This window comes from Enterobacter sp. 04-C-12-SI-ECC (assembly GCF_047530715.1).
GTDB lineage: Bacteria > Pseudomonadota > Gammaproteobacteria > Enterobacterales > Enterobacteriaceae > Enterobacter > Enterobacter bugandensis.
Map to the genome: position 1 here is coordinate 43,711 of NZ_JBLKDI010000009.1, position 23,247 is coordinate 66,957.

21 protein-coding genes and 1 pseudogene are annotated in these 23,247 nt (G+C 57.8%); 19 read left to right on the forward strand and 3 right to left on the reverse strand.

The window, feature by feature from the left end:
• Window positions 1-9 precede the first annotated feature (9 nt).
• Window positions 10-450 carry a homoprotocatechuate degradation operon regulator HpaR gene (hpaR, locus tag ACMWL8_RS13685; RefSeq protein WP_023334396.1) on the reverse strand — a complete coding sequence of 147 codons (441 nt, stop codon included), beginning with the start codon at window positions 448-450 and terminating at the stop codon, window positions 10-12.
• Window positions 451-721: 271 nt separating this feature from the next.
• On the opposite strand from hpaR, the gene hpaG reads away from it, so the two are divergent.
• The 15 genes and pseudogenes from hpaG to ACMWL8_RS13760 all read left to right on the forward strand — a co-directional run bounded on the left by hpaG (window position 722) and on the right by ACMWL8_RS13760 (window position 17,534).
• Window positions 722-1,999 (forward strand): 4-hydroxyphenylacetate degradation bifunctional isomerase/decarboxylase, encoded by a 1,278-nt coding sequence (gene hpaG, locus ACMWL8_RS13690; RefSeq protein ID WP_045259525.1) that lies wholly within the window; start codon window positions 722-724, stop codon window positions 1,997-1,999.
• Window positions 1,996-3,462: a 5-carboxymethyl-2-hydroxymuconate semialdehyde dehydrogenase gene (gene hpaE / locus ACMWL8_RS13695; protein ID WP_045259526.1), complete on the forward strand. Its 1,467-nt coding sequence runs from the start codon at window positions 1,996-1,998 to the stop codon at window positions 3,460-3,462. The genes hpaG and hpaE overlap by 4 nt, the downstream gene beginning before the upstream one ends.
• Before the next feature lie 2 nt (window positions 3,463-3,464).
• The gene (hpaD, locus tag ACMWL8_RS13700) at window positions 3,465-4,316 is read left to right on the forward strand and encodes a 3,4-dihydroxyphenylacetate 2,3-dioxygenase (RefSeq protein ID WP_045259527.1); all 852 of its coding nucleotides are present in this window, start codon (window positions 3,465-3,467) and stop codon (window positions 4,314-4,316) included.
• Between the two features lie 9 nt (window positions 4,317-4,325).
• Complete coding sequence (locus ACMWL8_RS13705; RefSeq protein ID WP_045259528.1) at window positions 4,326-4,706, forward strand: 5-carboxymethyl-2-hydroxymuconate Delta-isomerase; 381 nt, start codon at window positions 4,326-4,328, stop codon at window positions 4,704-4,706.
• Window positions 4,707-4,714: 8 nt separating this feature from the next.
• Window positions 4,715-5,518 carry a 2-oxo-hept-4-ene-1,7-dioate hydratase gene (gene hpaH, locus ACMWL8_RS13710; protein WP_045259529.1) on the forward strand — a complete coding sequence of 268 codons (804 nt, stop codon included), beginning with the start codon at window positions 4,715-4,717 and terminating at the stop codon, window positions 5,516-5,518.
• 10 nt (window positions 5,519-5,528) lie between these two features.
• Complete coding sequence (gene hpaI, locus ACMWL8_RS13715; RefSeq protein WP_045259530.1) at window positions 5,529-6,323, forward strand: 4-hydroxy-2-oxoheptanedioate aldolase; 795 nt, start codon at window positions 5,529-5,531, stop codon at window positions 6,321-6,323.
• 21 nt (window positions 6,324-6,344) lie between these two features.
• Window positions 6,345-7,688, forward strand: coding sequence for a 4-hydroxyphenylacetate permease (gene hpaX / locus ACMWL8_RS13720; protein ID WP_045259531.1), 1,344 nt, complete (start codon window positions 6,345-6,347; stop codon window positions 7,686-7,688).
• Window positions 7,660-8,550, forward strand: a complete 891-nt coding sequence (gene hpaA, locus ACMWL8_RS13725) for a 4-hydroxyphenylacetate catabolism regulatory protein HpaA (RefSeq protein ID WP_028015398.1) — start codon at window positions 7,660-7,662, stop codon at window positions 8,548-8,550. Before hpaX ends, hpaA begins: the two co-directional genes overlap by 29 nt.
• 195 nt (window positions 8,551-8,745) lie before the next feature.
• Complete coding sequence (hpaB, locus tag ACMWL8_RS13730) at window positions 8,746-10,308, forward strand: 4-hydroxyphenylacetate 3-monooxygenase, oxygenase component (protein WP_045259532.1); 1,563 nt, start codon at window positions 8,746-8,748, stop codon at window positions 10,306-10,308.
• Window positions 10,309-10,325: 17 nt separating this feature from the next.
• Complete coding sequence (locus ACMWL8_RS13735; protein ID WP_045259533.1) at window positions 10,326-10,838, forward strand: 4-hydroxyphenylacetate 3-monooxygenase reductase subunit; 513 nt, start codon at window positions 10,326-10,328, stop codon at window positions 10,836-10,838.
• Between the two features lie 176 nt (window positions 10,839-11,014).
• Window positions 11,015-11,932: a helix-turn-helix transcriptional regulator gene (locus ACMWL8_RS13740; RefSeq protein ID WP_045259534.1), complete on the forward strand. Its 918-nt coding sequence runs from the start codon at window positions 11,015-11,017 to the stop codon at window positions 11,930-11,932.
• A 191-nt stretch (window positions 11,933-12,123) separates the two neighbouring features.
• A complete protein-coding gene (locus ACMWL8_RS13745) occupies window positions 12,124-14,277 on the forward strand; it encodes a carbon starvation CstA family protein (RefSeq protein ID WP_045259535.1) in 2,154 nt (717 codons plus the stop codon).
• A gap of 54 nt (window positions 14,278-14,331) precedes the next feature.
• On the forward strand, window positions 14,332-14,535 hold the full coding sequence (locus tag ACMWL8_RS13750; RefSeq protein ID WP_003856610.1) for a YbdD/YjiX family protein: 204 nt from the start codon (window positions 14,332-14,334) through the stop codon (window positions 14,533-14,535).
• 10 nt (window positions 14,536-14,545) lie between these two features.
• Window positions 14,546-15,499, forward strand: a complete 954-nt coding sequence (gene yjiA, locus ACMWL8_RS13755; RefSeq protein ID WP_045259536.1) for a GTPase — start codon at window positions 14,546-14,548, stop codon at window positions 15,497-15,499.
• Window positions 15,500-15,685: 186 nt separating this feature from the next.
• A pseudogene (locus tag ACMWL8_RS13760) lies at window positions 15,686-17,534 on the forward strand (3'-5' exonuclease).
• A gap of 65 nt (window positions 17,535-17,599) precedes the next feature.
• On the opposite strand, the gene ACMWL8_RS13765 reads toward ACMWL8_RS13760, so the two are convergent.
• Window positions 17,600-18,958, reverse strand: coding sequence for an esterase-like activity of phytase family protein (locus ACMWL8_RS13765; protein ID WP_045259537.1), 1,359 nt, complete (start codon window positions 18,956-18,958; stop codon window positions 17,600-17,602).
• 410 nt (window positions 18,959-19,368) lie between these two features.
• Here ACMWL8_RS13765 and ACMWL8_RS13770 point away from each other — a divergent pair, with 410 nt between their 5' ends.
• Both ACMWL8_RS13770 and ACMWL8_RS13775 read left to right on the forward strand, forming a co-directional pair.
• The gene (locus ACMWL8_RS13770; protein ID WP_028015391.1) at window positions 19,369-19,914 is read left to right on the forward strand and encodes a YfaZ family outer membrane protein; all 546 of its coding nucleotides are present in this window, start codon (window positions 19,369-19,371) and stop codon (window positions 19,912-19,914) included.
• Window positions 19,914-20,234, forward strand: coding sequence for a hypothetical protein (locus ACMWL8_RS13775; protein WP_045259538.1), 321 nt, complete (start codon window positions 19,914-19,916; stop codon window positions 20,232-20,234). The genes ACMWL8_RS13770 and ACMWL8_RS13775 overlap by 1 nt, the downstream gene beginning before the upstream one ends.
• A gap of 45 nt (window positions 20,235-20,279) precedes the next feature.
• Here the strand turns inward: ACMWL8_RS13775 and ACMWL8_RS13780 are convergent, their stop codons facing one another.
• The gene (locus tag ACMWL8_RS13780) at window positions 20,280-21,650 is read right to left on the reverse strand and encodes an NAD-dependent succinate-semialdehyde dehydrogenase (protein ID WP_045259539.1); all 1,371 of its coding nucleotides are present in this window, start codon (window positions 21,648-21,650) and stop codon (window positions 20,280-20,282) included.
• 151 nt (window positions 21,651-21,801) lie between these two features.
• On the opposite strand from ACMWL8_RS13780, the gene ACMWL8_RS13785 reads away from it, so the two are divergent.
• Together ACMWL8_RS13785 and ACMWL8_RS13790 are read left to right on the forward strand one after the other, a co-directional pair.
• A complete protein-coding gene (locus tag ACMWL8_RS13785; RefSeq protein WP_045259540.1) occupies window positions 21,802-22,545 on the forward strand; it encodes an AraC family transcriptional regulator in 744 nt (247 codons plus the stop codon).
• Window positions 22,546-22,592: 47 nt separating this feature from the next.
• Window positions 22,593-23,246 carry a LysE family translocator gene (locus ACMWL8_RS13790; protein ID WP_045259541.1) on the forward strand — a complete coding sequence of 218 codons (654 nt, stop codon included), beginning with the start codon at window positions 22,593-22,595 and terminating at the stop codon, window positions 23,244-23,246.
• Window position 23,247: the final 1 nt, after the last annotated feature.

The window sequence follows — 23,247 nt, forward strand, 5'->3', positions numbered from 1 at the left end:
TTGTGGTTTTTACTCTTCTTCCCGCGCTGCGTTATGCCGGTTCCCGAGTTCAATAAACTCTTCCAGCAGCGCCGTCAGCTGCTTCATCTTCTCCGGGGTGTATTCCGCCTCAATCTGCTGATACGCCTCTTCCACCTGCGCCTGGGCGTGCTCGTACAGCGCATTTCCCTCTTTGGTCAGCGACACGTACAGCTTGCGCTGGTCGTTCACCGGCTTTAAGCGCAGCACCAGGCCGTCGCGCTCCATGCGCGTCAGAATGCCGGTCAGGCTCGGGCGCAGAATACAGGTGCGAAACGCCAGATCGTGAAAATCCATCGACGGATGTTCAGCCAGCACGCGCACGATGCGCCACTGCTGCTCGGTGAGGTTATGCCGCTTCACAATCGGACGGAAGTACGACATCGCCGCTTCCCGCGCCTGCAAAAGCGCGATGGTTAATGAATCATGCATAGCCTCTCCCCTTCACATCATTAACAAGTAAACGATTCATAAAAGATGTTTTTATAAACAACACGTTTCCTGCCAGAAAGTCTAACAGAAACCATTCGTTTTTATTAATCAACTGATTTACATAGGATTAAAATCCATAATGTAAATTTATTGTTATTCATATCACAAATTCTTCACTTCTGATTGCGAAATAAACAGCAAAAGCATAAAACCAGATCATTAACATATTAATGAAATCATAACCCGGACCGTCGGGGTGAGGAGTAGGTGAATGAAAGGTACCGTATTTGCCGTCGCGCTGAACCACCAGAGTCAGCAAGCAGCCTGGGCTGAGGCGTTTGAAAAAGCCCCTTACAACATGCCGCCAAAAACGCCGGTGTGGTTTATCAAACCGCACAACACGGTGATTCGCGCGGGCGAGCCCATTCCTTTCCCGCAGGGGGAAACGGTGTTAAGCGGCGCGACGGTGGCGCTGGTGGTGGGTAAAACCGCCAGCAGGGTGCGCGTAGAGGACGCCGCGGCGTACATCGCCGGGTACGCGCTGGCCAACGAGGTGAGCCTGCCGGAAGAGAGCTTCTACCGCCCGGCCATTAAGGCCAAATGCCGGGACGGCTTTTGCCCGCTTGGCGAGCTGGCCGCCGTTGATAACGTCGACAACCTAACCATCATCACCGAGATCAACGGCCGCGAAGCGGACCACTGGAACACCGCCGATCTGCAGCGCAGCGCCGCCGAACTGCTGAGCGCCCTGAGCGAATTCGCCACCCTCAATCCCGGCGATGCGATCCTGCTCGGCACACCGCAAAGCCGCGTGGAGATCCGCCCGGGCGATCGCGTGCGGATTCTGGCGGAAGGTTTCCCACCGCTGGAAAACCCGGTGGTGAACGAGCGCGACGTTGCCCTTTCCCACCGCACGCCTGAACACGCCACGCTGTTCGCCCTCGGTCTTAACTACGCCGATCATGCCAGCGAGCTGGACTTCAAGCCGCCCACCGAGCCGCTGGTGTTTATCAAAGCGCCGAACACCTTCAATGGCGACAACCAGACCTCGGTGCGCCCGAATAATATCGAATACATGCACTACGAGGCGGAGCTGGTGGTGGTCATCGGTAAAACCGCGCGTAAGGTGAGCGAAGCCGAGGCGATGGAGTATGTCTCGGGCTACACGGTCTGCAACGACTACGCCATCCGCGACTACCTGGAAAATTACTACCGCCCGAACCTGCGGGTCAAAAGCCGCGACGGATTAACCCCCATCAGCCCGAACATCGTGCCGAAAGAAGCCATTCCTGATCCGCATAACTTAACCCTGCGCACCTTCGTCAACGGCGAACTGCGTCAGGAAGGCACCACCGCCGATCTCATTTTCAGCATTCCTTACCTGATTGCGTATCTGAGCGATTTTATGACCCTACAGCCGGGCGACATGATCGCCACCGGCACGCCGAAGGGGCTGTCCGACGTGGTGCCGGGCGATGAAGTGGTGGTGGAAGTGGAAGGCGTGGGCCGCCTGGTGAACCGGATTGTCAGCGAGGAGACTGCAAAATGAAAAAGATTAACCACTGGATCAACGGTAAAAACGTCGCCGGAAGCGAGTACTTCCATACCACTAACCCGGCCTCCGGCGAGGTATTAGCGGAAGTCGCCTCCGGCGGTGAAGCGGAAATTCATCAGGCCGTTGCCGCCGCTAAAGAGGCGTTCCCGAAATGGGCCAACCTGCCGATGAAGGAGCGCGCGCGCCTGATGCGTCGCCTGGGGGATTTGATCGACCGGAACGTGCCCGAGATCGCCGCCATGGAAACCGCCGACACCGGCCTGCCGATCCACCAGACCAAAAATGTGCTCATCCCGCGCGCCTCGCACAACTTCGAGTTCTTCGCCGAGGTGTGCCAGCAGATGAACGGCAAAACCTACCCGGTCGACGACAAGATGCTCAACTACACCCTGGTGCAGCCGGTGGGCGTCTGCGCGCTGGTGTCGCCGTGGAACGTGCCGTTTATGACCGCCACCTGGAAGGTCGCGCCGTGCCTGGCGCTGGGCAACACCGCGGTGCTGAAGATGTCTGAACTCTCGCCGCTGACCGCCGACCGTCTGGGCGAGCTGGCGCTGGAGGCGGGCATTCCGGCGGGCGTGCTGAACGTGGTGCAGGGCTACGGGGCGACGGCAGGCGACGCGCTGGTGCGCCACCACGACGTGCGCGCCGTCTCCTTCACCGGCGGCACCGCCACCGGGCGCAACATTATGAAAAACGCCGGGCTGAAGAAATATTCCATGGAGCTGGGCGGCAAATCCCCGGTGCTGATTTTTGAGGATGCCGACATCGAGCGCGCGCTGGACGCCGCCCTGTTCACCATCTTCTCCATCAACGGCGAGCGCTGCACTGCGGGCTCGCGCATCTTCATCCAGCAGAGCATCTACCCGGAGTTCGTCAAGCGCTTCGCCGAACGCGCCAATCGCCTGCGCGTGGGCGATCCGACCGATCCGAACACCCAGATTGGCGCGCTCATCAGCCAGCAGCACTGGGAGAAAGTCTCCGGCTATATCCGCCTCGGCATCAAGGAAGGCGCCACCCTGCTGGCGGGCGGCCCGGACAAACCGGTCGATCTGCCTGCACACCTGAAAGGCGGCAACTTCCTGCGCCCGACGGTGCTGGCGGACGTCGACAACCGCATGCGCGTGGCGCAGGAGGAGATCTTCGGGCCGGTGGCCTGCCTGCTGCCGTTTAAGGACGAAGCGGAAGGGCTGCGGCTGGCCAACGACGTGGAGTACGGCCTGGCGTCATACATCTGGACCCAGGACGTCAGCAAGGTGCTCCGTCTGGCGCGCAGCATTGAAGCGGGCATGGTGTTCGTCAACACCCAGAACGTGCGCGACCTGCGCCAGCCGTTTGGCGGCGTGAAGGCCTCCGGCACCGGGCGCGAGGGCGGCGAGTACAGCTTTGAAGTGTTCGCGGAGATGAAGAACGTCTGCATCTCCATGGGCGACCATCCGATTCCAAAATGGGGGATCTGACAATGGGCAAGCTAGCGTTAGCGGCAAAAATCACCCACGTGCCGTCGATGTACCTTTCCGAGCTGCCGGGGAAAAACCACGGCTGCCGCCAGTCGGCCATCGACGGGCATAAAGAGATCAGCAAGCGCTGCCGCGAGCTGGGCGTGGACACCATCATCGTGTTCGACACCCACTGGCTGGTAAACAGCGCGTACCACATCAACTGTGCGGATCATTTTTCAGGCGTCTACACCAGCAACGAGCTGCCTCACTTTATCCGCGACATGACCTACGACTACGACGGCAACCCGGAGCTCGGGCAGCTGATCGCCGACGAAGCGGTGAAGCTCGGCGTGCGCGCCAAGGCGCACAACATCCCGAGCCTCAAGCTGGAGTACGGCACGCTGGTGCCGATGCGCTACATGAACGCGGATAAGCACTTCAAAGTGATCTCCATCTCGGCGTTCTGCACGGTTCACGATTTCGCCGACAGCCGCAGGCTGGGCGAGGCCATCGTCAGCGCCATCGAAAAGTACGACGGCACCGTGGCGGTGCTCGCCAGCGGCTCGCTGTCGCACCGCTTTATCGACGACCAGCGTGCGGAAGAAGGGATGAACAGCTACACCCGCGAGTTCGACCGTCAGATGGACGAGCGGGTGGTCAAGCTGTGGCGCGAAGGCCAGTTTAAAGAGTTTTGCAGCATGCTGCCGGAGTACGCCGACTACTGCTACGGCGAGGGCAACATGCACGACACGGTGATGCTATTGGGGATGCTCGGCTGGGACCGCTATGACGGCAAGGTGGAGTTCCTCACTGAGCTGTTCGCCAGCTCCGGCACCGGCCAGGTCAACGCCGTTTTCCCGCTGCCCGCATAAGGAGTCGTTATGCCGCACTTTATTGCTGAATGTACCGACAACATCCGCGCGCAGGCCGACCTGCCGGGGCTGTTCGCCAAAGTGAACGAGGCGCTGGCCGCCACGGGGATCTTCCCGCTCGGCGGCATCCGCAGCCGCGCCCTCTGGCTGGACACCTGGCAGATGGCGGACGGTAAGCATGATTACGCCTTTGTGCATATGACGCTGAAGATCGGCGCCGGGCGCAGCCTGGAGAGCCGGGAAGCCGTGGGGGAGATGTTGTTTGCGCTGATCAAAACCCACTTCGCGGAGCTGATGGCGGAGCGCTATCTGGCGCTGTCGTTTGAGCTGGACGAGCTGCATCCGACGCTCAATTACAAACAAAACAACGTGCACGCGCTCTTTCGCTGAGGTCTTTTATGCTGGATAAACACACCCATACCCTGATCGCCCATCGCCTGCATCAGGCGGAACAGTCCCGGGAGCAGATCCGCGCGATCTCGCTGGAGTACCCGGAGATCACCATCGAAGACGCCTACGCCGTACAGCGCGAATGGGTGAGCCTGAAAATTGCCGAAGGCCGCGTGCTGAAAGGCCACAAGATTGGCCTCACCTCGAAAGCGATGCAGGCCAGCTCGCAGATTAGCGAGCCGGACTACGGCGCGCTGCTGGACGACATGTTCTTCCACGACGGCAGCGACATCCCCGTCGATCGCTTTATCGTCCCGCGCATTGAAGTGGAACTGGCCTTCGTGCTGGCAAAACCGCTGCGCGGCCCGAACTGCACGATCTTCGACGTCTACAACGCCACGGACTACGTCATCCCCGCGCTGGAGCTGATCGACGCCCGCTGCCACAACGTTGACCCGGAGACCCAGCGCCCGCGCAAGGTGTTCGACACCATCTCCGACAACGCCGCCAACGCCGGGGTGATCCTCGGCGGTCGTCCGATTAAGCCCGACGCGCTGGATCTGCGCTGGATCTCCGCCCTGCTCTACCGCAACGGCGTGATCGAAGAGACCGGCGTCGCCGCAGGCGTGCTTAACCACCCGGCGAACGGCGTGGCGTGGCTGGCGAACAAGCTCGCGCCGTACGACGTGCAGCTTGAGCCCGGACAAATCATCCTCGGCGGCTCGTTTACCCGTCCGGTTGCCGCCAGCAGAGGCGACACCTTCCATGTTGACTACGGCAACATGGGCTCCATCAGCTGTCGCTTTGTATAAGGAGGCGACCATGCAAAACGCATTCAAAGCGGCGCTGAAGGCGGGCCGCCCGCAAATCGGTTTATGGCTGGGGCTGACCAGCAGCTACAGCGCAGAGCTGCTGGCCGGGGCCGGTTTTGACTGGCTGCTGATCGACGGCGAGCACGCGCCGAACAGCGTGCAAACCGTCCTGACTCAGCTCCAGGCCATCGCCCCTTATCCCAGCCAGCCGGTGGTGCGCCCGTCGTGGAACGACCCGGTGCAGATCAAGCAGCTGCTGGACGTGGGGGCGCAAACCCTGCTGGTGCCGATGGTGCAAAACGCTGACGAGGCGCGGCTGGCGGTAAGCGCCACCCGCTACCCGCCTGCGGGCATTCGCGGCGTCGGCAGCGCCCTGGCGCGCGCGTCGCGCTGGAACCGCATCCCGGATTACCTGCATCAGGCTAACGACGCCATGTGCGTGCTGGTGCAGATCGAAACCCGCGAGGCGCTGAAAAACCTGCCGCAGATCCTGGACGTGGAAGGGGTGGACGGCGTGTTTATCGGCCCGGCAGATCTGAGCGCCGACATGGGCTTTGCCGGTAACCCGCAGCATCCGGAGGTGCAGGCCGCCATTGAGCAGGCGATCGCGCAGATCCGTGCGGCGGGCAAAGCGCCCGGCATCCTGATGGCGAATGAACAGCTGGCGAAACGCTATCTCGGCCTCGGCGCATTGTTTGTGGCGGTCGGTGTGGATACCACCCTGCTCGCCCGCAGCGCCGAAGCGCTGGCGGCCCGCTTTACCGACGTCACCACAGCAGTCGATAACAATAAATCCGTCTACTAAACGTACGATGTGGAGCGCAACATGACGACCTCAACCCTGCATAATAAAGATGTAGAACATCGCGCAATAAATAAGCTGTTCCGTCGTTTGATCGTGTTTCTCTTTATCCTGTTTGTTTTCTCGTTTCTCGATCGCATCAACATCGGCTTTGCCGGGCTGACGATGGGCAAAGATCTGGGCCTCACGTCGACCATGTTTGGCCTGGCCGCGACGCTGTTTTACGTCACCTACGTGCTGTGCGGGATCCCCAGCAATATCATGCTGGCGAAGGTCGGCGCGCGCCGCTGGATCGCCGGGATCATGGTGGTGTGGGGCATCGCCTCCACCTGCACCATGTTCGCTACCAGCCCCGAAACGCTTTACGTCCTGCGCATGCTGGTAGGCATTGCGGAAGCCGGTTTCCTGCCAGGGATTTTGGTCTATCTCACCTGGTGGTTCCCGGCCTATCACCGCGCCCGCGCCAACGCGCTGTTTATGATCGCCATGCCGGTGACCATGATGCTTGGCTCGATCCTCTCCGGGTATATTCTGGCGATGGACGGGCTGTGGAACCTGAAGGGCTGGCAGTGGCTGTTTCTGCTGGAGGGGTTGCCGTCGGTGGTGCTCGGCGTGGTGACCTGGTTTTACCTCAACGACACGCCGGATCAGGCCACCTGGCTGGATGAGGACGAAAAGCAGGCGCTGAAAACGATGATCGCGCGCGAGCAGGAGGTCGCCATCGCCCAATCCGTCACGCCGCGCTCGACGCTGCGCGAGGTGCTTACGCCCGCCGTGCTGCTCTACACGCTGGCCTACTTCTGTCTGACCAATACGCTGAGCGCGATCAACATCTGGACGCCGCAGATCCTGCAAAGCTTCAACACCGGCAGCAGCAATATCGTGATTGGCCTGCTGGCGGCGATCCCGCAGTTTTGTACCATCCTCGGGATGATCTGGTGGAGTCGCCGCTCCGACAGGCTGAAAGAGCGAAAAAAGCACACCATCCTGCCGTACCTGTTTGCCGCGGCGGGATGGATGCTGGCCTCCGTGACCGATCACAGCCTGATCCAGCTGCTTGGCATCATCATGGCCTCAACCGGATCGTTTACCGCCATGGCGATATTCTGGACCACGCCGGACCAGGTTATTAGCCTGCAGTCACGCGCGGTGGCGTTGGCGGTGATCAACGCCATCGGTAACGTCGGATCCGCAGTCAGCCCGCTGCTGATTGGGATCCTGCGCGACGCGACCGGCAGCTTCAGCTCCGGGCTGTGGTTTGTGGCGGGTCTGCTGGTGGTCGGCGCGCTGGTGCTGACGCGCATCCCGATGACGCAGCGGGTTCAACAGAGGAACGATCATGTGCCAGAGCCCTATCGCCAACATTGATATCAGCAAGGAGTACGACGAAAGTCTGGGCACCGACGACGTGCACTATCAGTCGTTCGCCCGCATGGCGGCCTTTTTTGGCCGCGACATGCAGGCGCATCGTCACGACCAGTACTTTCAGATGCACTTTCTCGATACCGGACAGATTGAACTCCAGCTCGACGACCACCGCTATTCGGTGCAGGCGCCGCTATTTGTGCTGACGCCGCCGTCGGTGCCGCACGCGTTTATCACCGAATCCGACAGCGACGGGCACGTGCTGACGGTGCGCGAGGATCTCATCTGGCCGCTATTAGAAGTGCTCTACCCCGGCACGCGGGAAGCGTTTGGCCTGCCGGGGATCTGCCTGTCGCTTGCCGACAAGCCGGACGAGCTGACGGCGCTGAAGCACTACTGGCAGCTCATCGCCCGGGAATCCACGGCGCAGCTGCCGGGCCGTGAGCATACGCTGGTCCTGCTGGCGCAGGCGGTATTTACCCTGCTGCTGCGCAACGCGAAGCTCGACGACCACGCGGCCAGCGGGATGCGCGGCGAGCTGAAGCTGTTCCAGCGCTTTACCCAGCTGATCGACACCCACTATCACCAGCACTGGACGGTACCGGAATACGCCAGCGAGTTGCACCTGACCGAATCCCGCCTGACGGACATCTGCCGCCGCTTCGCCAACCGCTCGCCGAAACGGCTGATCTTCGACCGGCAGCTGCGCGAGGCCAGGCGCCTGCTGCTGTTTTCCGACAGCGCGGTCAGCGAGATTGCCTGGCAGCTGGGATTTAAAGATCCAGCCTATTTCGCCCGGTTTTTCAATCGCCTGACGGGCTGCTCGCCCAGCGCGTATCGGGCGCAGAAAGTACCGGTTTCCTGAACGCATCACGGTTCGTAGGGCGGGTAAGCGCAGCGCCACCCGCCAAAAACCCGCACAGATCACAAATCCCAATCCCGCCCGAAAAGTACCCGCCGTTGTCCCAATCGTCCCTTCACGTTCCGCCCCTCTCACGCTTCAATTAAACAACAAAAACAAAACATAAATTTAACAACCATCTTCCGATACGAGGTCCCTATGAAGCCTGAAGAATTCCGCGCTGATGCCAAACGTCCGTTAACCGGCGAAGAGTATTTAAAAAGCCTGCAGGATGGCCGTGAGATTTATATCTACGGCGAGCGCGTTAAGGACGTCACCACCCACCCGGCGTTTCGCAATGCGGCGGCGTCTATCGCCCAGATGTACGATGCGCTGCACAAGCCGGACATGCAGGACACGCTGTGCTGGGGCACCGACACCGGCAGCGGCGGCTACACCCACAAATTTTTCCGCGTGGCGAAAAGCGCCGACGACCTGCGCCAGCAGCGCGACGCCATCGCCGAGTGGTCGCGCCTGAGCTACGGCTGGATGGGCCGCACGCCGGACTACAAAGCGGCGTTCGGCTGCGCCCTCGGCGCTAACCCTGCCTTCTACGGTCAGTTCGAGCAGAACGCCCGCAGCTGGTACACCCGCATTCAGGAAACCGGCCTGTACTTCAACCACGCCATCGTCAACCCGCCGATCGACCGCCACAAGCCGGCGGACGAGGTGAAGGACGTCTACATCAAGCTGGAGAAAGAGACCGATGCCGGGATTATCGTCAGCGGTGCGAAAGTCGTCGCAACCAACTCGGCGTTGACCCACTACAACATGATCGGTTTTGGCTCCGCGCAGGTGATGGGCGAAAACCCGGACTTCGCGCTGATGTTCGTCGCGCCGATGGACGCCGAAGGGGTGAAGCTGATCTCCCGCGCCTCGTACGAGATGGTGGCAGGCGCAACCGGATCCCCGTATGACTATCCGCTCTCCAGCCGCTTCGACGAGAACGACGCAATCCTGGTGATGGATAACGTGCTGATCCCGTGGGAAAACGTGCTGATCTACCGCGATTTCGACCGCTGCCGTCGCTGGACGATGGAGGGCGGCTTCGCCCGCATGTACCCGCTGCAGGCCTGCGTACGTCTGGCGGTGAAGCTCGACTTCATCACCGCCCTGCTGAAGAAATCCCTGGAGTGCACCGGTACCCTTGAGTTCCGCGGCGTGCAGGCGGATCTCGGCGAAGTGGTGGCCTGGCGCAATATGTTCTGGGCGCTGAGCGACTCCATGTGCTCCGAAGCCACGCCGTGGGTGAACGGCGCGTACCTGCCGGACCACGCGGCGCTGCAAACCTACCGCGTGATGGCCCCGATGGCCTACGCGAAGATCAAGAACATCATCGAACGTAACGTGACCTCCGGGCTGATTTATCTGCCGTCAAGCGCGCGGGACCTGAACAACCCGCAGATCGACCAGTATCTGGCGAAGTACGTGCGCGGCTCCAACGGAATGGATCACGTCGAACGCATCAAGATTTTGAAACTGATGTGGGACGCCATCGGCAGCGAGTTTGGGGGTCGTCACGAGTTGTACGAAATCAACTACTCCGGCAGCCAGGATGAGATCCGCCTGCAATGCCTGCGTCAGGCGCAAAGCTCCGGGAATATGGACAAGATGATGGCAATGGTCGACCGCTGCATGTCCGAGTACGACCAGCACGGCTGGACCGTGCCGCACCTGCACAACAACAGCGATATCAACATGCTCGACAAGCTGCTGAAATAGCGCAGCGGGAGGTTACAATGCATTCAGATGAACAACGCCTGCGTTTTCGCGACGCAATGAGCAGCCTGTCGGCGGCGGTCAATGTGGTCACCACCGAGGGCGACGCCGGACGCTGCGGCATTACCGCCACCGCCGTCTGCTCGGTGACGGATACCCCGCCGTCGGTCATGGTCTGCATTAACGCCAACAGCGCCATGAACCCGGTCTTTCAGGGCAACGGCAGGCTGTGCGTCAACGTGCTGAACCACGAGCAGGAAATCATGGCCCGCCACTTCGCCGGGATGACCGGGATGGCAATGGAGGAGCGCTTTGCCATCTCATGCTGGCAGAAAGGCCCGCTGGGGCAGCCGGTGCTGAAAGGCGCGCTGGCGAGCCTGGAAGGCGAGATTACCCAGGTGCAAACCATCGGCACGCATCTGGTTTATCTTGTCGAAGTAAAAAACATCATCCTGAGTGACGCGGGACACGGCCTGATCTACTTTAAGCGCCGTTTCCACCCGGTGATGATGGAGATGGAAGCCGTCGTGTGATCCCCCTCGCGCGGGCCTTTTTTCGGGCCAGCGCCGCTTTCTACAAAAATTGCTAAGGTTTCCGCTATATCACGCCGTTATATATCCATAAGAGAAATTTTCTGTGCCTGAATACTGACATCTCCGGTCAGTGCTTTTGCATTGTTCAGCGCATACCCAATATACAGGAAGACCTTATGGCTAAAACGACGCGGAGCCGCTCGGCTGAACGTCTGGTCGATATTCTCCTTGAGCTACATTTACACGGGGTGGTAAACCGCAGTGCGCTAATGGAGAAATTTAAAATTACCGAGCGTACCGTCTACCGGGATTTAAATGCGCTCTCGCCCATTGTTGAACATACCGGTAACGGGCTATATCGACTGATCCACTCCGCCCAATCTCCCGGCGGGCAGGGATTACATCATGCTCTGGCTAACTTCCTGAATGCCGATAACTTTTTCCCTGAAAGAAATACGGACTTCTGGCAAAAGCTGGAGGCGCGCGTCGACGAAAACCATATTCTTATCCTCGGTAATGACGCAGAGCACACGGTGCAGCGTGATATCCGCCGCCATTTAGCGAAAATCGAGAAATCGATTAAGAACCATAATGTCTGTCAGATCGTTTATAAGGGTAAAACCCGTCTGATTAATCCCTATAAACTCATTAACAAAAAAAATATATGGTATTTACAAGCTACCGAAAATAGCCGGTTGAAATCCTTTTCATTAAGCCAGATTAGCTGGTTTGATGTTCAAAAAACCTTTTTTACCCCTGATGAAAATGTTCGGGAACTGCTGGAAAAAAGCCTCGACCCGTGGGTGTCCGAAACTACTTTCACCGTGAAAATATTCATTAAGGATAATATTTCACATTACTTCCTGCGCCGCGATCTCCTGCCGGAACAGGAGCTGCTGGAGGAGCGGCGCGGCGGCGTCACGCTGCGCTGCCAGGCGGCACACGAAAACCAGATCCTGCCGCTGCTGTTCTACTGGCTGCCGAATATTCAGATCCTGGAGCCGAGCTGGCTGAAGGAGAAGCTCATCAGGACGCTGGAAAGCTACCTGTCGATGGAGCGCAGCCCGGAAAACCACGTGATCTCAATCACATAATTTCCCCGACCAGCGGCGAGCCTGAACCACTCGCCGCGTCCTTTGACCGCTCACCCATCACTTTCAACCACTCACTCATTTACCGTCCTTTACGCGCGAGCGGATCTGGCACGATCGCTCCAGCATTAATCAATACCTCCTCACAACGAACCCTGACCCTTTTTTCTTTACATAAAAAACCAGGTCTTACTATGGATACTAAAAAACTACTTAAGCACGTGCCCTGGGCCTTACTCGGGATCCTCGGTGCTTTCTGTCTGGCGGTTGTCGCATTGCGCCGGGGCGAACACGTCAGCGCCCTGTGGATCGTGGTCGCGTCGGTCTCCGTCTACCTTGTGGCCTATCGCTACTACAGCTTATACATCGCGCAGAAGGTCATGAAGCTCGACCCGACGCGCGCCACCCCGGCGGTCATTAACAATGACGGTCTGAACTACGTGCCAACCAACCGCTACGTGCTGTTTGGTCACCACTTTGCCGCCATTGCAGGCGCTGGCCCACTGGTCGGCCCGGTGCTGGCCGCCCAGATGGGCTACCTGCCGGGTACGCTCTGGCTGCTGGCGGGCGTGGTGCTGGCGGGGGCGGTGCAGGACTTTATGGTGCTGTTTATCTCCTCGCGCCGTAACGGCTCGTCGCTGGGTGAGATGATCAAAGAAGAGATGGGCCGCGTGCCGGGCACTATCGCCCTCTTCGGCTGCTTCCTGATCATGATCATCATCCTCGCGGTGCTGGCGCTGATCGTGGTGAAAGCGCTGGCCGAAAGTCCGTGGGGCGTCTTCACCGTCTGCTCTACCGTACCGATTGCGCTGTTCATGGGCATCTATATGCGCTTCCTGCGCCCTGGCCGCGTGGGCGAGGTGTCGGTGATCGGTATCGTGCTGCTGGTCGCCTCCATCTACTTCGGCGGCGTGATTGCGCACGACCCGTACTGGGGCCCGGCGCTGACCTTTAAAGACACCACCATCACCTTCGCGCTGATCGGTTACGCGTTCGTTTCCGCCCTGCTGCCGGTGTGGCTGATTCTGGCTCCGCGCGACTACCTGGCGACCTTCCTGAAAATCGGTGTCATCGTCGGGCTGGCGATCGGGATTGTCATCATCAACCCTGAGCTGAAAATGCCGGCGGTGACCCAGTACATTGACGGCACCGGTCCGCTGTGGAAAGGCGCCCTGTTCCCGTTCCTGTTTATCACCATCGCCTGCGGCGCCGTGTCTGGCTTCCACGCGCTGATCGCCTCCGGCACCACGCCGAAGCTGATGGCTAACGAAACCGACGCGCGCTTTATCGGTTACGGCGCGATGCTGATGGAGTCCTTCGTGGCGATCATGGCGCTGGTTGCGGCCTCGATTATCGAGCCAGGCCTGTACTTCGCGATGAACACTCCGCCGGCGGGTCTCGGCATCACCATGCCAAACCTGCATGAGATGGGCGGGGAAAATACCGCGCTGATCATGGCGCAGCTGAAAGAGGCCAGCGCACACGCGGCGGCGACCGTCAGCTCCTGGGGCTTTGTGATTTCGCCTGAGCAGATCATGCAGACCGCGAAGGACATCGGCGAACCGTCCGTGCTGAACCGCGCAGGTGGTGCGCCGACGCTGGCCGTGGGTATCGCACACGTGTTCCACAAAGTGCTGCCGTGGGCGGACATGGGCTTCTGGTACCACTTCGGTATTCTGTTCGAAGCGCTGTTCATCCTCACCGCGCTGGATGCCGGTACCCGTGCGGGCCGCTTCATGCTGCAGGATCTGCTGGGCAACTTCGTGCCGTTCCTGAAGAAAACCGACTCTCTGGTAGCGGGTGTTCTGGGTACTGCCGGGTGCGTAGGCCTGTGGGGCTACCTGCTGTATCAGGGCGTTGTCGACCCGCTCGGCGGCGTGAAGAGCCTGTGGCCACTGTTCGGTATCTCTAACCAGATGCTGGCAGCCGTTGCCCTGGTGCTCGGTACCGTCGTCCTCGTGAAGATGAAACGCACCAAATACATCTGGGTGACCGTGGTTCCTGCGCTGTGGCTGCTGCTCTGCACCACCTGGGCGCTGGGCCTGAAGCTGTTCAGCACCAACCCGCAGCTTGAAGGCTTCTTCTTCATGGCAAACCAGTACAAAGAGAAGATTGCCGCAGGCGGCGCGGATCTGACCGCGCAGCAAATTGCCAACATGAACCATATCGTGGTGAACAACTACACCAACGCGGGACTGAGCATTCTGTTCCTGGTGGTGGTGTACAGCATTATCTTCTACGGCATCAAAACCTGGATGAAAGTGCGCAACACCCAAGGCCGTACGGATAAAGAGACCCCGTACGTGCCGGTGCCGGAAGGCGGCGTGAAGACCTCTTCACACCATTAATCTGGTTGTATTCAGCCCCGCTCCGGCGGGGCTTTGTTCTTATCAGGATGGACTATGTTTGGTAACTTAGGCGAAGCAAAAAAATACCTCGGTCAGGCGGCGAAAATGCTGATTGGCATTCCGGACTATGACAACTACGTTGAGCATATGAAGACCAACCATCCGGATAAGCCGTACATGACCTACACCGAATTCTTCCGCGAGCGTCAGGAAGCGCGCTATGGCGGAAGTGGAGAAGGCGGCGTCCGCTGCTGCTAAAGGAGAGACCATGACCCCGATTGCCGTTACCCTGCTGACCGGTTTCCTCGGCGCCGGTAAAACCACCCTGCTGCGCCACATCCTGAATGAACAGCACGGCTTCAAAATCGCCGTCATCGAAAACGAATTTGGAGAAGTCTCCGTTGACGATCAATTAATCGGAGACCGCGCCACGCAAATCAAAACCCTGACCAACGGCTGCATCTGCTGCACCCGCTCTAACGAACTGGAAGACGCCCTGCTGGACCTGCTCGACAGCCGCGATCGCGGCGACATCGACTTTGACCGCCTGGTGATCGAGTGCACCGGCATGGCGGATCCGGGCCCGATTATCCAGACCTTCTTCTCCCATGACGTTCTGTGCCAGCGCTACCTGCTGGATGGCGTCATTGCACTGGTCGATGCGGTCCACGCCGACGAGCAGATGAACCAGTTCACCATCGCCCAGTCTCAGGTGGGCTACGCCGACCGCATCCTGCTCACTAAAACCGACGTGGCGGGCGACAGCGAAAAGCTTCGCGAGCGCCTGACGCGCATCAACTCACGCGCGCCGATTTATACGGTGACGCATGGCGATATCGATCTATCCCAGCTGTTTAACACCAACGGCTTTATGCTGGAGGAGAACGTCACCACGAAACCGCGCTTCCACTTTATGGGAGACAAGCAAAACGACGTGGCGTCAATTGTGGTGGAGCTGGACTATCCGGTGGACATCAGCGAGGTCTCCCGGGTAATGGAAAACCTGCTGCTGTCGTTTGCCGACAGGCTGCTGCGCTACAAAGGCATGCTGTGGATCGACGGCGAGCCGAACCGCCTGCTGTTTCAGGGCGTACAGCGCCTGTACAGCGCCGACTGGGACCGCCCGTGGGGCGATGAAGCGCCGCACAGCGTGATGGTGTTTATTGGTATTCAGCTGCCGGAGGAGGAGATTCGGGCAGCGTTTGCGGGGCTGAAAAAGTAAATCGTCGCTCCCTTTTAATCAGAAAAGGGAGCGTATTTCATTCAGGCAAAATGCGGGTGTCGCCCTTTCTGTTTGCTATATTGTCTGTTAATGTTCTTACCAATAATGCAATCATGCTTTGATTAATATTCCTTAAAATATTAATTAAATGGATTTATATAATTCTCATGAATTGGTAGGCGTAATATGGCAATCATTATTCCCACAATCAGCAGCTGTAGCGAGAAGATAACAGCGGGAGAAAAAAGGCTGGCAAGGCTTCTGGAGGGTGGGCTCAGCGAACAGTGTACCTGCTGGTATGATACCCGAATGGGAGAAAAAGACGATCATCCTGATTTTGTGATTCTGGCCCCTGAAAAAGGGCTGCTGTTTATAGAAGTGAAAGACTGGTTTATCACAAAAATAAAATCGGCTAACAAAACGCATATTAATTATGAAACCAAAAACGGCACTGAGCCGTTGAAGAACCCACTCGAACAGGTTCGACAATACACCTTCCATATCATCAACAGCCTGAAAAAAGATCCCCTTCTTCGCCAGCAGCAGGGTGATCATGAGGGCGGTTTTATTATGCCGTATGGATATGGCGTTTATTTGAGCAACATCACCCGGGCACAGTTGGAAAAGAGTTTTAAACCCGAGGAGTTGAATGAAATATTGCCCACCAGCCAGGTGATATGCAAAGATGAGCTGACAGAGTTTATGACCAGAGATCAGATCTCTGCCCGGCTCGAATCCCTTCTCAGACATCGCTTCGTCCATCAGACTACACCACAGCAACTTGACCGCATTCGGTGGCATCTTTATCCCGATGCACGTATTAACGCATCCGTGACGCGGGTCGACCTGGATAATTTTACGTTCCACACCCCTGATGTGGTCTGCATGATGGACAGGAACCAGGAACAACTCGCCAGAAGTATGGGGGCGGGACACAGGGTCATTCACGGCGTGGCAGGCTCCGGCAAAACGCTCATTTTGCACCACCGATGTATAGAGCTTGCCAACAATATTGAAAACACCAAACCGATACTGGTGATTTGCTACAACATCACGCTCGCCAAAAAACTCAAAGCGCAACTGGAGCAACACACTCTCCGTCTTCCTGTCGAAATTACCCATTTCCACGCCTGGTGTTATCAACAATTAAACGCGCATCGGCGTCTTCCCCCCAGGAGCAAAAACTTTATTGAACTGATGGAAAATGCGCTGACGGTGGCATTTGAAGAGGGCGTGATCAAACCAGAGCAGTACAGCGCCGTGTTGATCGATGAAGGACACGATTTTAAGCCGGAATGGCTAAGGATCCTCGCCAGGATGCCGGACAATAAAGATAGCTCCCTGCTTTTCCTCTACGATGACGCTCAGTCAATTTATCAGAAAAAGAAAGCGCTCGATTTTACCCTCTCCAGCGTCGATATAAAGGCTCAGGGCCGCACAACGATTCTGGATACCAATTATCGCAATACCCGGCAAATACTCCATTTTGCCAGCAGCGTAGCATTTAATTATCTCAATAATCACATAGAAGCCTCTCTCAAATACCAGCAGCCTGCCACAGGAGGGCTGTCAGGGCAGTATCCGGCGCTGGACAGCTTTGATAATCAGGACGAGGAGATTACACGCGTCCTTGATTGGGTCACAGAGCAGCGTCAGCAGGGGGTTTCATGGGTCGGAAATCGCCATACTGTGCCCATCCACCTACAGCATTTCAGGTATGCTCGGACCACGGCTCGAAGCCCGCAAGATCCCCTACCAGATGATTGTATCCAGCGATGATAAAAAGCACTGGTCACCGCAGAATGATTTCCTCTGCGTCATGCCGCTGCCCAGCAGTAAAGGTCTTGAATTTCACTCAGTCGCCATTATGGATGCGGCAAAAGAAAGGGACAGTGAAGATCTGAGTGACGATATCAAGCGCCTTTACGTCGGTTTTACCCGCGCACGACAGAATCTTCTGGTGACAATGCACGGAACCGGAAGCCTGCGAGATCATCTGGTCGAGACCTGGGAAAAGAGCGTTAAAACGATCTAGCTGCTCCGCGTTGATAAATATCTGTACCAAACAATCCCCTCTCCCCTGTGGGGAGAGGGGTAAACTTATTTCACCGCCTCCGGCAGCGTCACAATCCACAGCTCGCTCTCTGACTCCGGCTTCTTCAGTGGCTTCACGCTGAGCGTGGTTTCCACCGGTTTATCGTCCAGCGTCAGCTTGCCTTCCTCGTTCACCCGATAGTCCTTGAGCTTTTTGCCCTCAACCGGATGCTGCATCGCCACCTTCACGCCAAAGTCGTTATCGTTCGCCACCGCAAGCCGTTTGCCGTCGATCAGCGCCAGCCCTTCGGCCTTCTCCTGTTTCCAGCCCAGCGCGCGCAGATCGACGACCTGCGTTTTTGCAGCAAGGGTAATGCCGCGCTGCGCCAGGGTTTTCTCATCATCAAACTCCGGGTACTCGCCCGGCTTGTCGAAAGCGGTCAGATCGCTCGCCTTGCTGAGATCCACCTTGTAGATAAGGTTACGCATCGCGTCATTTTTATCCTCACCCTGTTCAATCAGCAGGATGTGCTGGTTATCCAGCGCCACGATGTCGCCGATTTTGGCGTCGCTGTTTTTGCTGTAGGCCGCGCTGTCGATGGGGTAGCCGTACATCGCCGTTTTCCCGGTCGCCGGGTCGAAGCTGACCAGACGCGTAAACAGCGCCTGCTTTTTACTCTTACCGTCGATATCCAGCGTGCTTTGCACGGCGGCGATAATCCGCCCGTCCGGCATCCGGGTCAGGCCTTCAAAGCCCCGGTTCGGCTGGCGCCATTTGATAACGTTTGGCAGACCGCCCGCGATGGATTTTTCCCCTTCCGCCGCCTGCGGCCCGTGGATCGCCAGAATTTTTCCTTTGCTGTCGACGTTAATCAGGAACGGGCCATACTCGTCGCACAGCCAGAAACCGCCCTTGCCGTCCGGGGTGATGCCTTCCGTGTCCAGCCCGCGGTTGTCACCCTTCAGAATTTTGAGGGTATCGCTGAACGCCACCTCATTGGTGGCTCCAATCACGCCGCTTTGCAGCGGCAGGCCGTTAATCTCGCCTTTATCATCATGCAGCGGGCGGGCATCCGTTGCCTCCGCTTTGCCGTTCTGAACGCGGATGGTCATCAGCTGCGGCGCGAAATCCGGCGTGACAAAAATTTTGGCTTCGTTTTTACCCATTTTGGGCGCATCGGCGTTAGGACCGCGATCGGTTACGGTCGCGAAGGTCAGAGCATCGCCCTGCTTGCCCGTAAACAGCAGGCCGGAGCCAATCCCTACCGGGAGTCCATTCGGAAACGCACCGGCAAACGCGCCGCTGTATTTCACGTGTGAGCCGTCAGGGAAGCTGACAACATAGCGCTCAGCCGTGGGCTGCGCCGCCAGGCCAGAGAAAGAGAGCGTACAGCCGATAAGCACAGGAATGATTTTTCTTTTCATATTGTTAGCATCCGGAAAGTGAAGCCCACAACGTAATGAACAAACGTGTCAGAAAAATGACATGGAAAGGAAACGTAGCCGGACATCTGAACGAATAATGACCATAAAAATGTAAAAATTTGTTTTTTTATGTGATTTTAGAAATGGAATTGGAAATTATTAGAAGCGCAATTAATGCATCTCAAATCACTATCCCTGCCTCGTTCAGATTTCGTTTAGTCAAAAAATTAAACTTTTCCTCAACACCTGAAATTTGCGCGTTGACACACCGACAACCCAACTTAAGCGTTACAAATAAAGATAAAAGAATTAACAATTACAGCATGAAAAGTCGATTTGCATCACATTTGCAGTCATAAACATCGCTTGTTAAGGTGCCCCCAGATTAATTTGATGATGAGGCACGAAACATGAAAAAACTGAACATTCTTCTTCTTTCTGCACTGACCGCCATCTCGGGTTCCGCACTGGCAATGGGCGGCAGCATTGAGCAGGGTAAAAACTTTACCAACCTCAACCTGGAAATGGGCAAATCCTCATCCGGTGTTTATCTCGAAAGTAACTGGCTGAAAAACACCGACGACGGTACCCAGACCGGTGGCGTGGGCGCAGGTTACAACCTGGAAGTGGGCCCGGTGATGCTGAATGCGGGCGCAAAAGCCATCTACATCGGCCCGAAAAAAGGCGATAACGGCGTGGCCTTCCCGATTGGCGGCGGCGTAAACGTTGCGCTGACCGACAGCATCCACGTCTATGGCGAAGGCTATGCGGCACCAGAAGGCCTGAACAACAGCGTGAAAAACTACGTTGAAGCTAACGGCGGCGTAAGCTGGACTCCGATCAAACCGGTTACGCTGAAAGTAGGCTACCGCCACGTGAGCGTGGATGGCAAAGACGGTCGTCCGAACCACACGCTGATTGACGGCGCATACGTAGGCGGTGGAGTTAGCTTCTGATGAAACACCGCATAACCGCGCTTTGCGTTCTGAGCCTCACGCTGATGCTTACCGGCTGCGTCCAGTACAAATGGGTAAAACCGGGCGTCAGCGACGCAGAGATGAATAAAAAGCTCACGGAATGCGAAGCGCAGGCGCTGATCGATCTTCCCCCGGATAACGTGGTGACCGGTTCGAGCTCGGAAAAAACGGACAAAAAGAACAAGAAAAAGGATATTTCCACGAGCTACACGGTTGAAGACGCGAATGCAGATAGCCGGGATACGTTAGTCGACAGCTGCATGTTCAAAAGCGGCTGGGACAAGATCGTAGTGCAATAATCCCTTAAAAAAACCTGCCAGATGGCAGGTTTTTTATCTCTGGCGTTACTTGCGCACCACCACCAGCTTCTGGTTCACAAACTCTTTGATCCCCAGATCCGACAGCTCGCGTCCGTAACCGGAGCGCTTCACGCCGCCGAACGGCAGCTCCGGCGCGGTATCGGTGAGCCAGTTGATGTACACCATCCCGGTCTCGATACGCGACGCCATCTTCTTCGCGCGCTCGCTATCCTGGCTGAACACTGCGCCGCCCAGACCGTAGTGGGAGTCGTTCGCCAGCGCGACCGCCTCATCGTCGTTTTTCACCACGTACATCTGCGCCACCGGGCCGAAAAACTCTTCGAAGTACGCCGGGTTCTCACGCGAGATATTCGTCAGGATCGTCGGTTCGAAGAAGCTCCCGTCGCGCTGCACCGGCTTGCCGCCATAGTGCAGCGTTGCGCCGTTTTTGACCGCCTCGTTAACCTGTTTGGTCAGCGTTTCCAGCGCATCTTTGGAAGAGAGCGGCCCCAGCGTGGTGCTCTCGTCCAGCGGATCGCCAATCTTCACCTGCTTAAACGCCTCGGTGAATTTGCTGAGGAACGCGTCAGCAATTTTCTCGTGCAGGATAAAGCGCTTCGCCGCGGTACAGACCTGCCCGGCGTTGTTGAGTCGCGCATTCACGCCAATCTTAACCGCTTTATCCAGGTCCGCGTCGTCCAGCACCACGAAGACATCGTTACCGCCCAGTTCGAGGGTCGATTTCTTAATGTGCTTCGCCGCCTGCGCGGCCACCACGCTGCCCGCCTTTTCAGAGCCGGTTAGCGCTGCGCCCTGCACGCGATCGTCTGCGATGATATTCGCCACCTGTTCGGAAGAGATAAACAGGTTCGTCCACGCCCCTTCCGGCGCACCCGCCTCGCGCACCAGATGCGCAAAGGTCTCGGCGCAGTGCGGCACGATGCTGGCATGCTTGGCGATAACGGGGTTACCCGCCGCCAGGTTTGGTGCCAGGACGCGCATCAGCTGGTAGTACGGGAAGTTCCACGGCTCGACGGCCATCAGTACGCCGATAGGGTGATGCTCCACCCATGCTTCCCCAAGTTCAGAGTCGTACTTCACCGGGGCGAGGAACTGCTTCGCGTTGTCGGCGTAGTAGCGGGCGATCTGCGCGCAAAGCTTCACCTCGCCGCGGCTCTGTTCGATGAGCTTACCCATCTCCTGGCTGGCGATTTTGGCCAGATCCTCCACGCGCTCGTCGATCAGGTCGGCAAGCTTATGCAGCACCGGCAGGCGCTGGCTGATGTCGCCTTTCGCCCATTCCGAATGGTAAAGCGCATCGGCCGCCTTGAGCGCCGCTTCGATATCCGCGTCGGTATGTGAGGGGTATTCTTTGATGAGCTGGTTAGTGGCAGGATTTACTGTCTGATAAGCCATATCGAATCTCCATGTTTTACCGCTTAGGGTATTAAGGGTAGTCAACATGACTGGCTGTGGACGTAAAGTTGGGTATATCCGGAAGGTTCTGAGTTAAGCAGTGCCGGACGGTTCGCTGACGTGGTATAAAAAACGTCCAGAAGGAGTTTCCATGACCGATACCCGACACATTCGCCAGACTTTTCACCGCACCAGGGGCATTGAGCTGCGCAGTACCTGGCAAAGCACGCGGGCGTACAAACGCCACTGTCACCCTCAACTCTCCATCGGCGCGATTGTTGAGGGCCAGACCTGCTGCGTGTGCCATGACCAAGAGTACATTCTTCATCCCGGGGACCTCATTGCGATCCCGGCTTATGTGCCGCACAGCTGCAACCCCGTCGACGGGCAGCCGCGCAGCTACCATATGCTCTATATCGACACCGATCTTCCTCTGGCGCTACAGGTGATTCGTAACCCTGCCCTGTTTGCCCATTACCTGGACGTCGTTAAGACAATGTCTCCAGCGTCCGTGGAGGCGCTACTTTCTGCCCTTCCCCGCTGCGCGGATAACGCAGACGCGCTTCGCCCAACCAGCCAGCAGGTTCAGGAGGCGTTTCTTTCCAATCTCACCAGCCCGCCCTCTCTCGACGAACTTGCCCAACGCTTCTCGCTGCGCAAGGAGACGCTGATCCGCACCTTCCGGCAGGACACCGGCCTGACGCCGGGCAGCTTCCTCAACATCTCCCGCGTGGAGTTCGCCAAAGCGCGGCTACGTGCCGGGGACGACATCGCCGACGTCGGCTACCAGAGCGGCTTTGCCGACCAGAGCCATTTTCATAAGACCTTCGTCAGCTATACCGCCGCCACGCCGCGCCAGTACGCCACGGGCCGATCAATATCAGACAATAAATAGGATCTGCAGCACCGTAGCCTGTCCTCAGATGGTTAACTGAGGTCGCTATGGAATTGTTCTTCCCTTCCGCTTTTCTCGCTCTGGCGCTGGCGCATTTTGTTGCGCTGTTGAGCCCGGGTCCGGATTTTTTCCTGCTTGTGGGCTACGCGGCGCGCTATCGGCTGCGCGGCAGCGCCGGGCTGTGCGTCGGCATCGCCGCGGGTAACGCGCTCTATATTGTTCTGGTGATTATCGGCTGGAGCGCGCTGCGCCAGTTTACGTGGCTGTTTACGCTTATCAAGGTATGCGGGGCGCTGTACCTGCTCTGGATCGGCTCGCATCTGGTGCGCAGCCAACCGCAGGCACTGGCGCTTGCAGAAACCCGACAGCGGTGTCCTTCTCTGATGAAGCAGATCCTGCTGGGGCTGGGGTCGGCGCTGTTAAATCCGAAAAATGCGCTGTTCTACCTGGCGCTGATGACGGCGTTACTCGGGCCGGACGTCACGCTGCTTCAGCAGGCGACCTGCGGCGTCTGGATGGTGATGGTGGTGCTGGCGTGGGATCTGGCGCTGGTGTCGATGATGGGGCTATCGGCGGTGCAACAGAAGCTTAGCCGTTCGCTGTGGTGGATTGAGCGCACGGCGGGCGTGGTGCTGATGGGGTTTGGCGGGTGGGTGCTGTGGCGATTTTTGCACTTTTCCCCCGCTTCCCTCTATCCTTAAC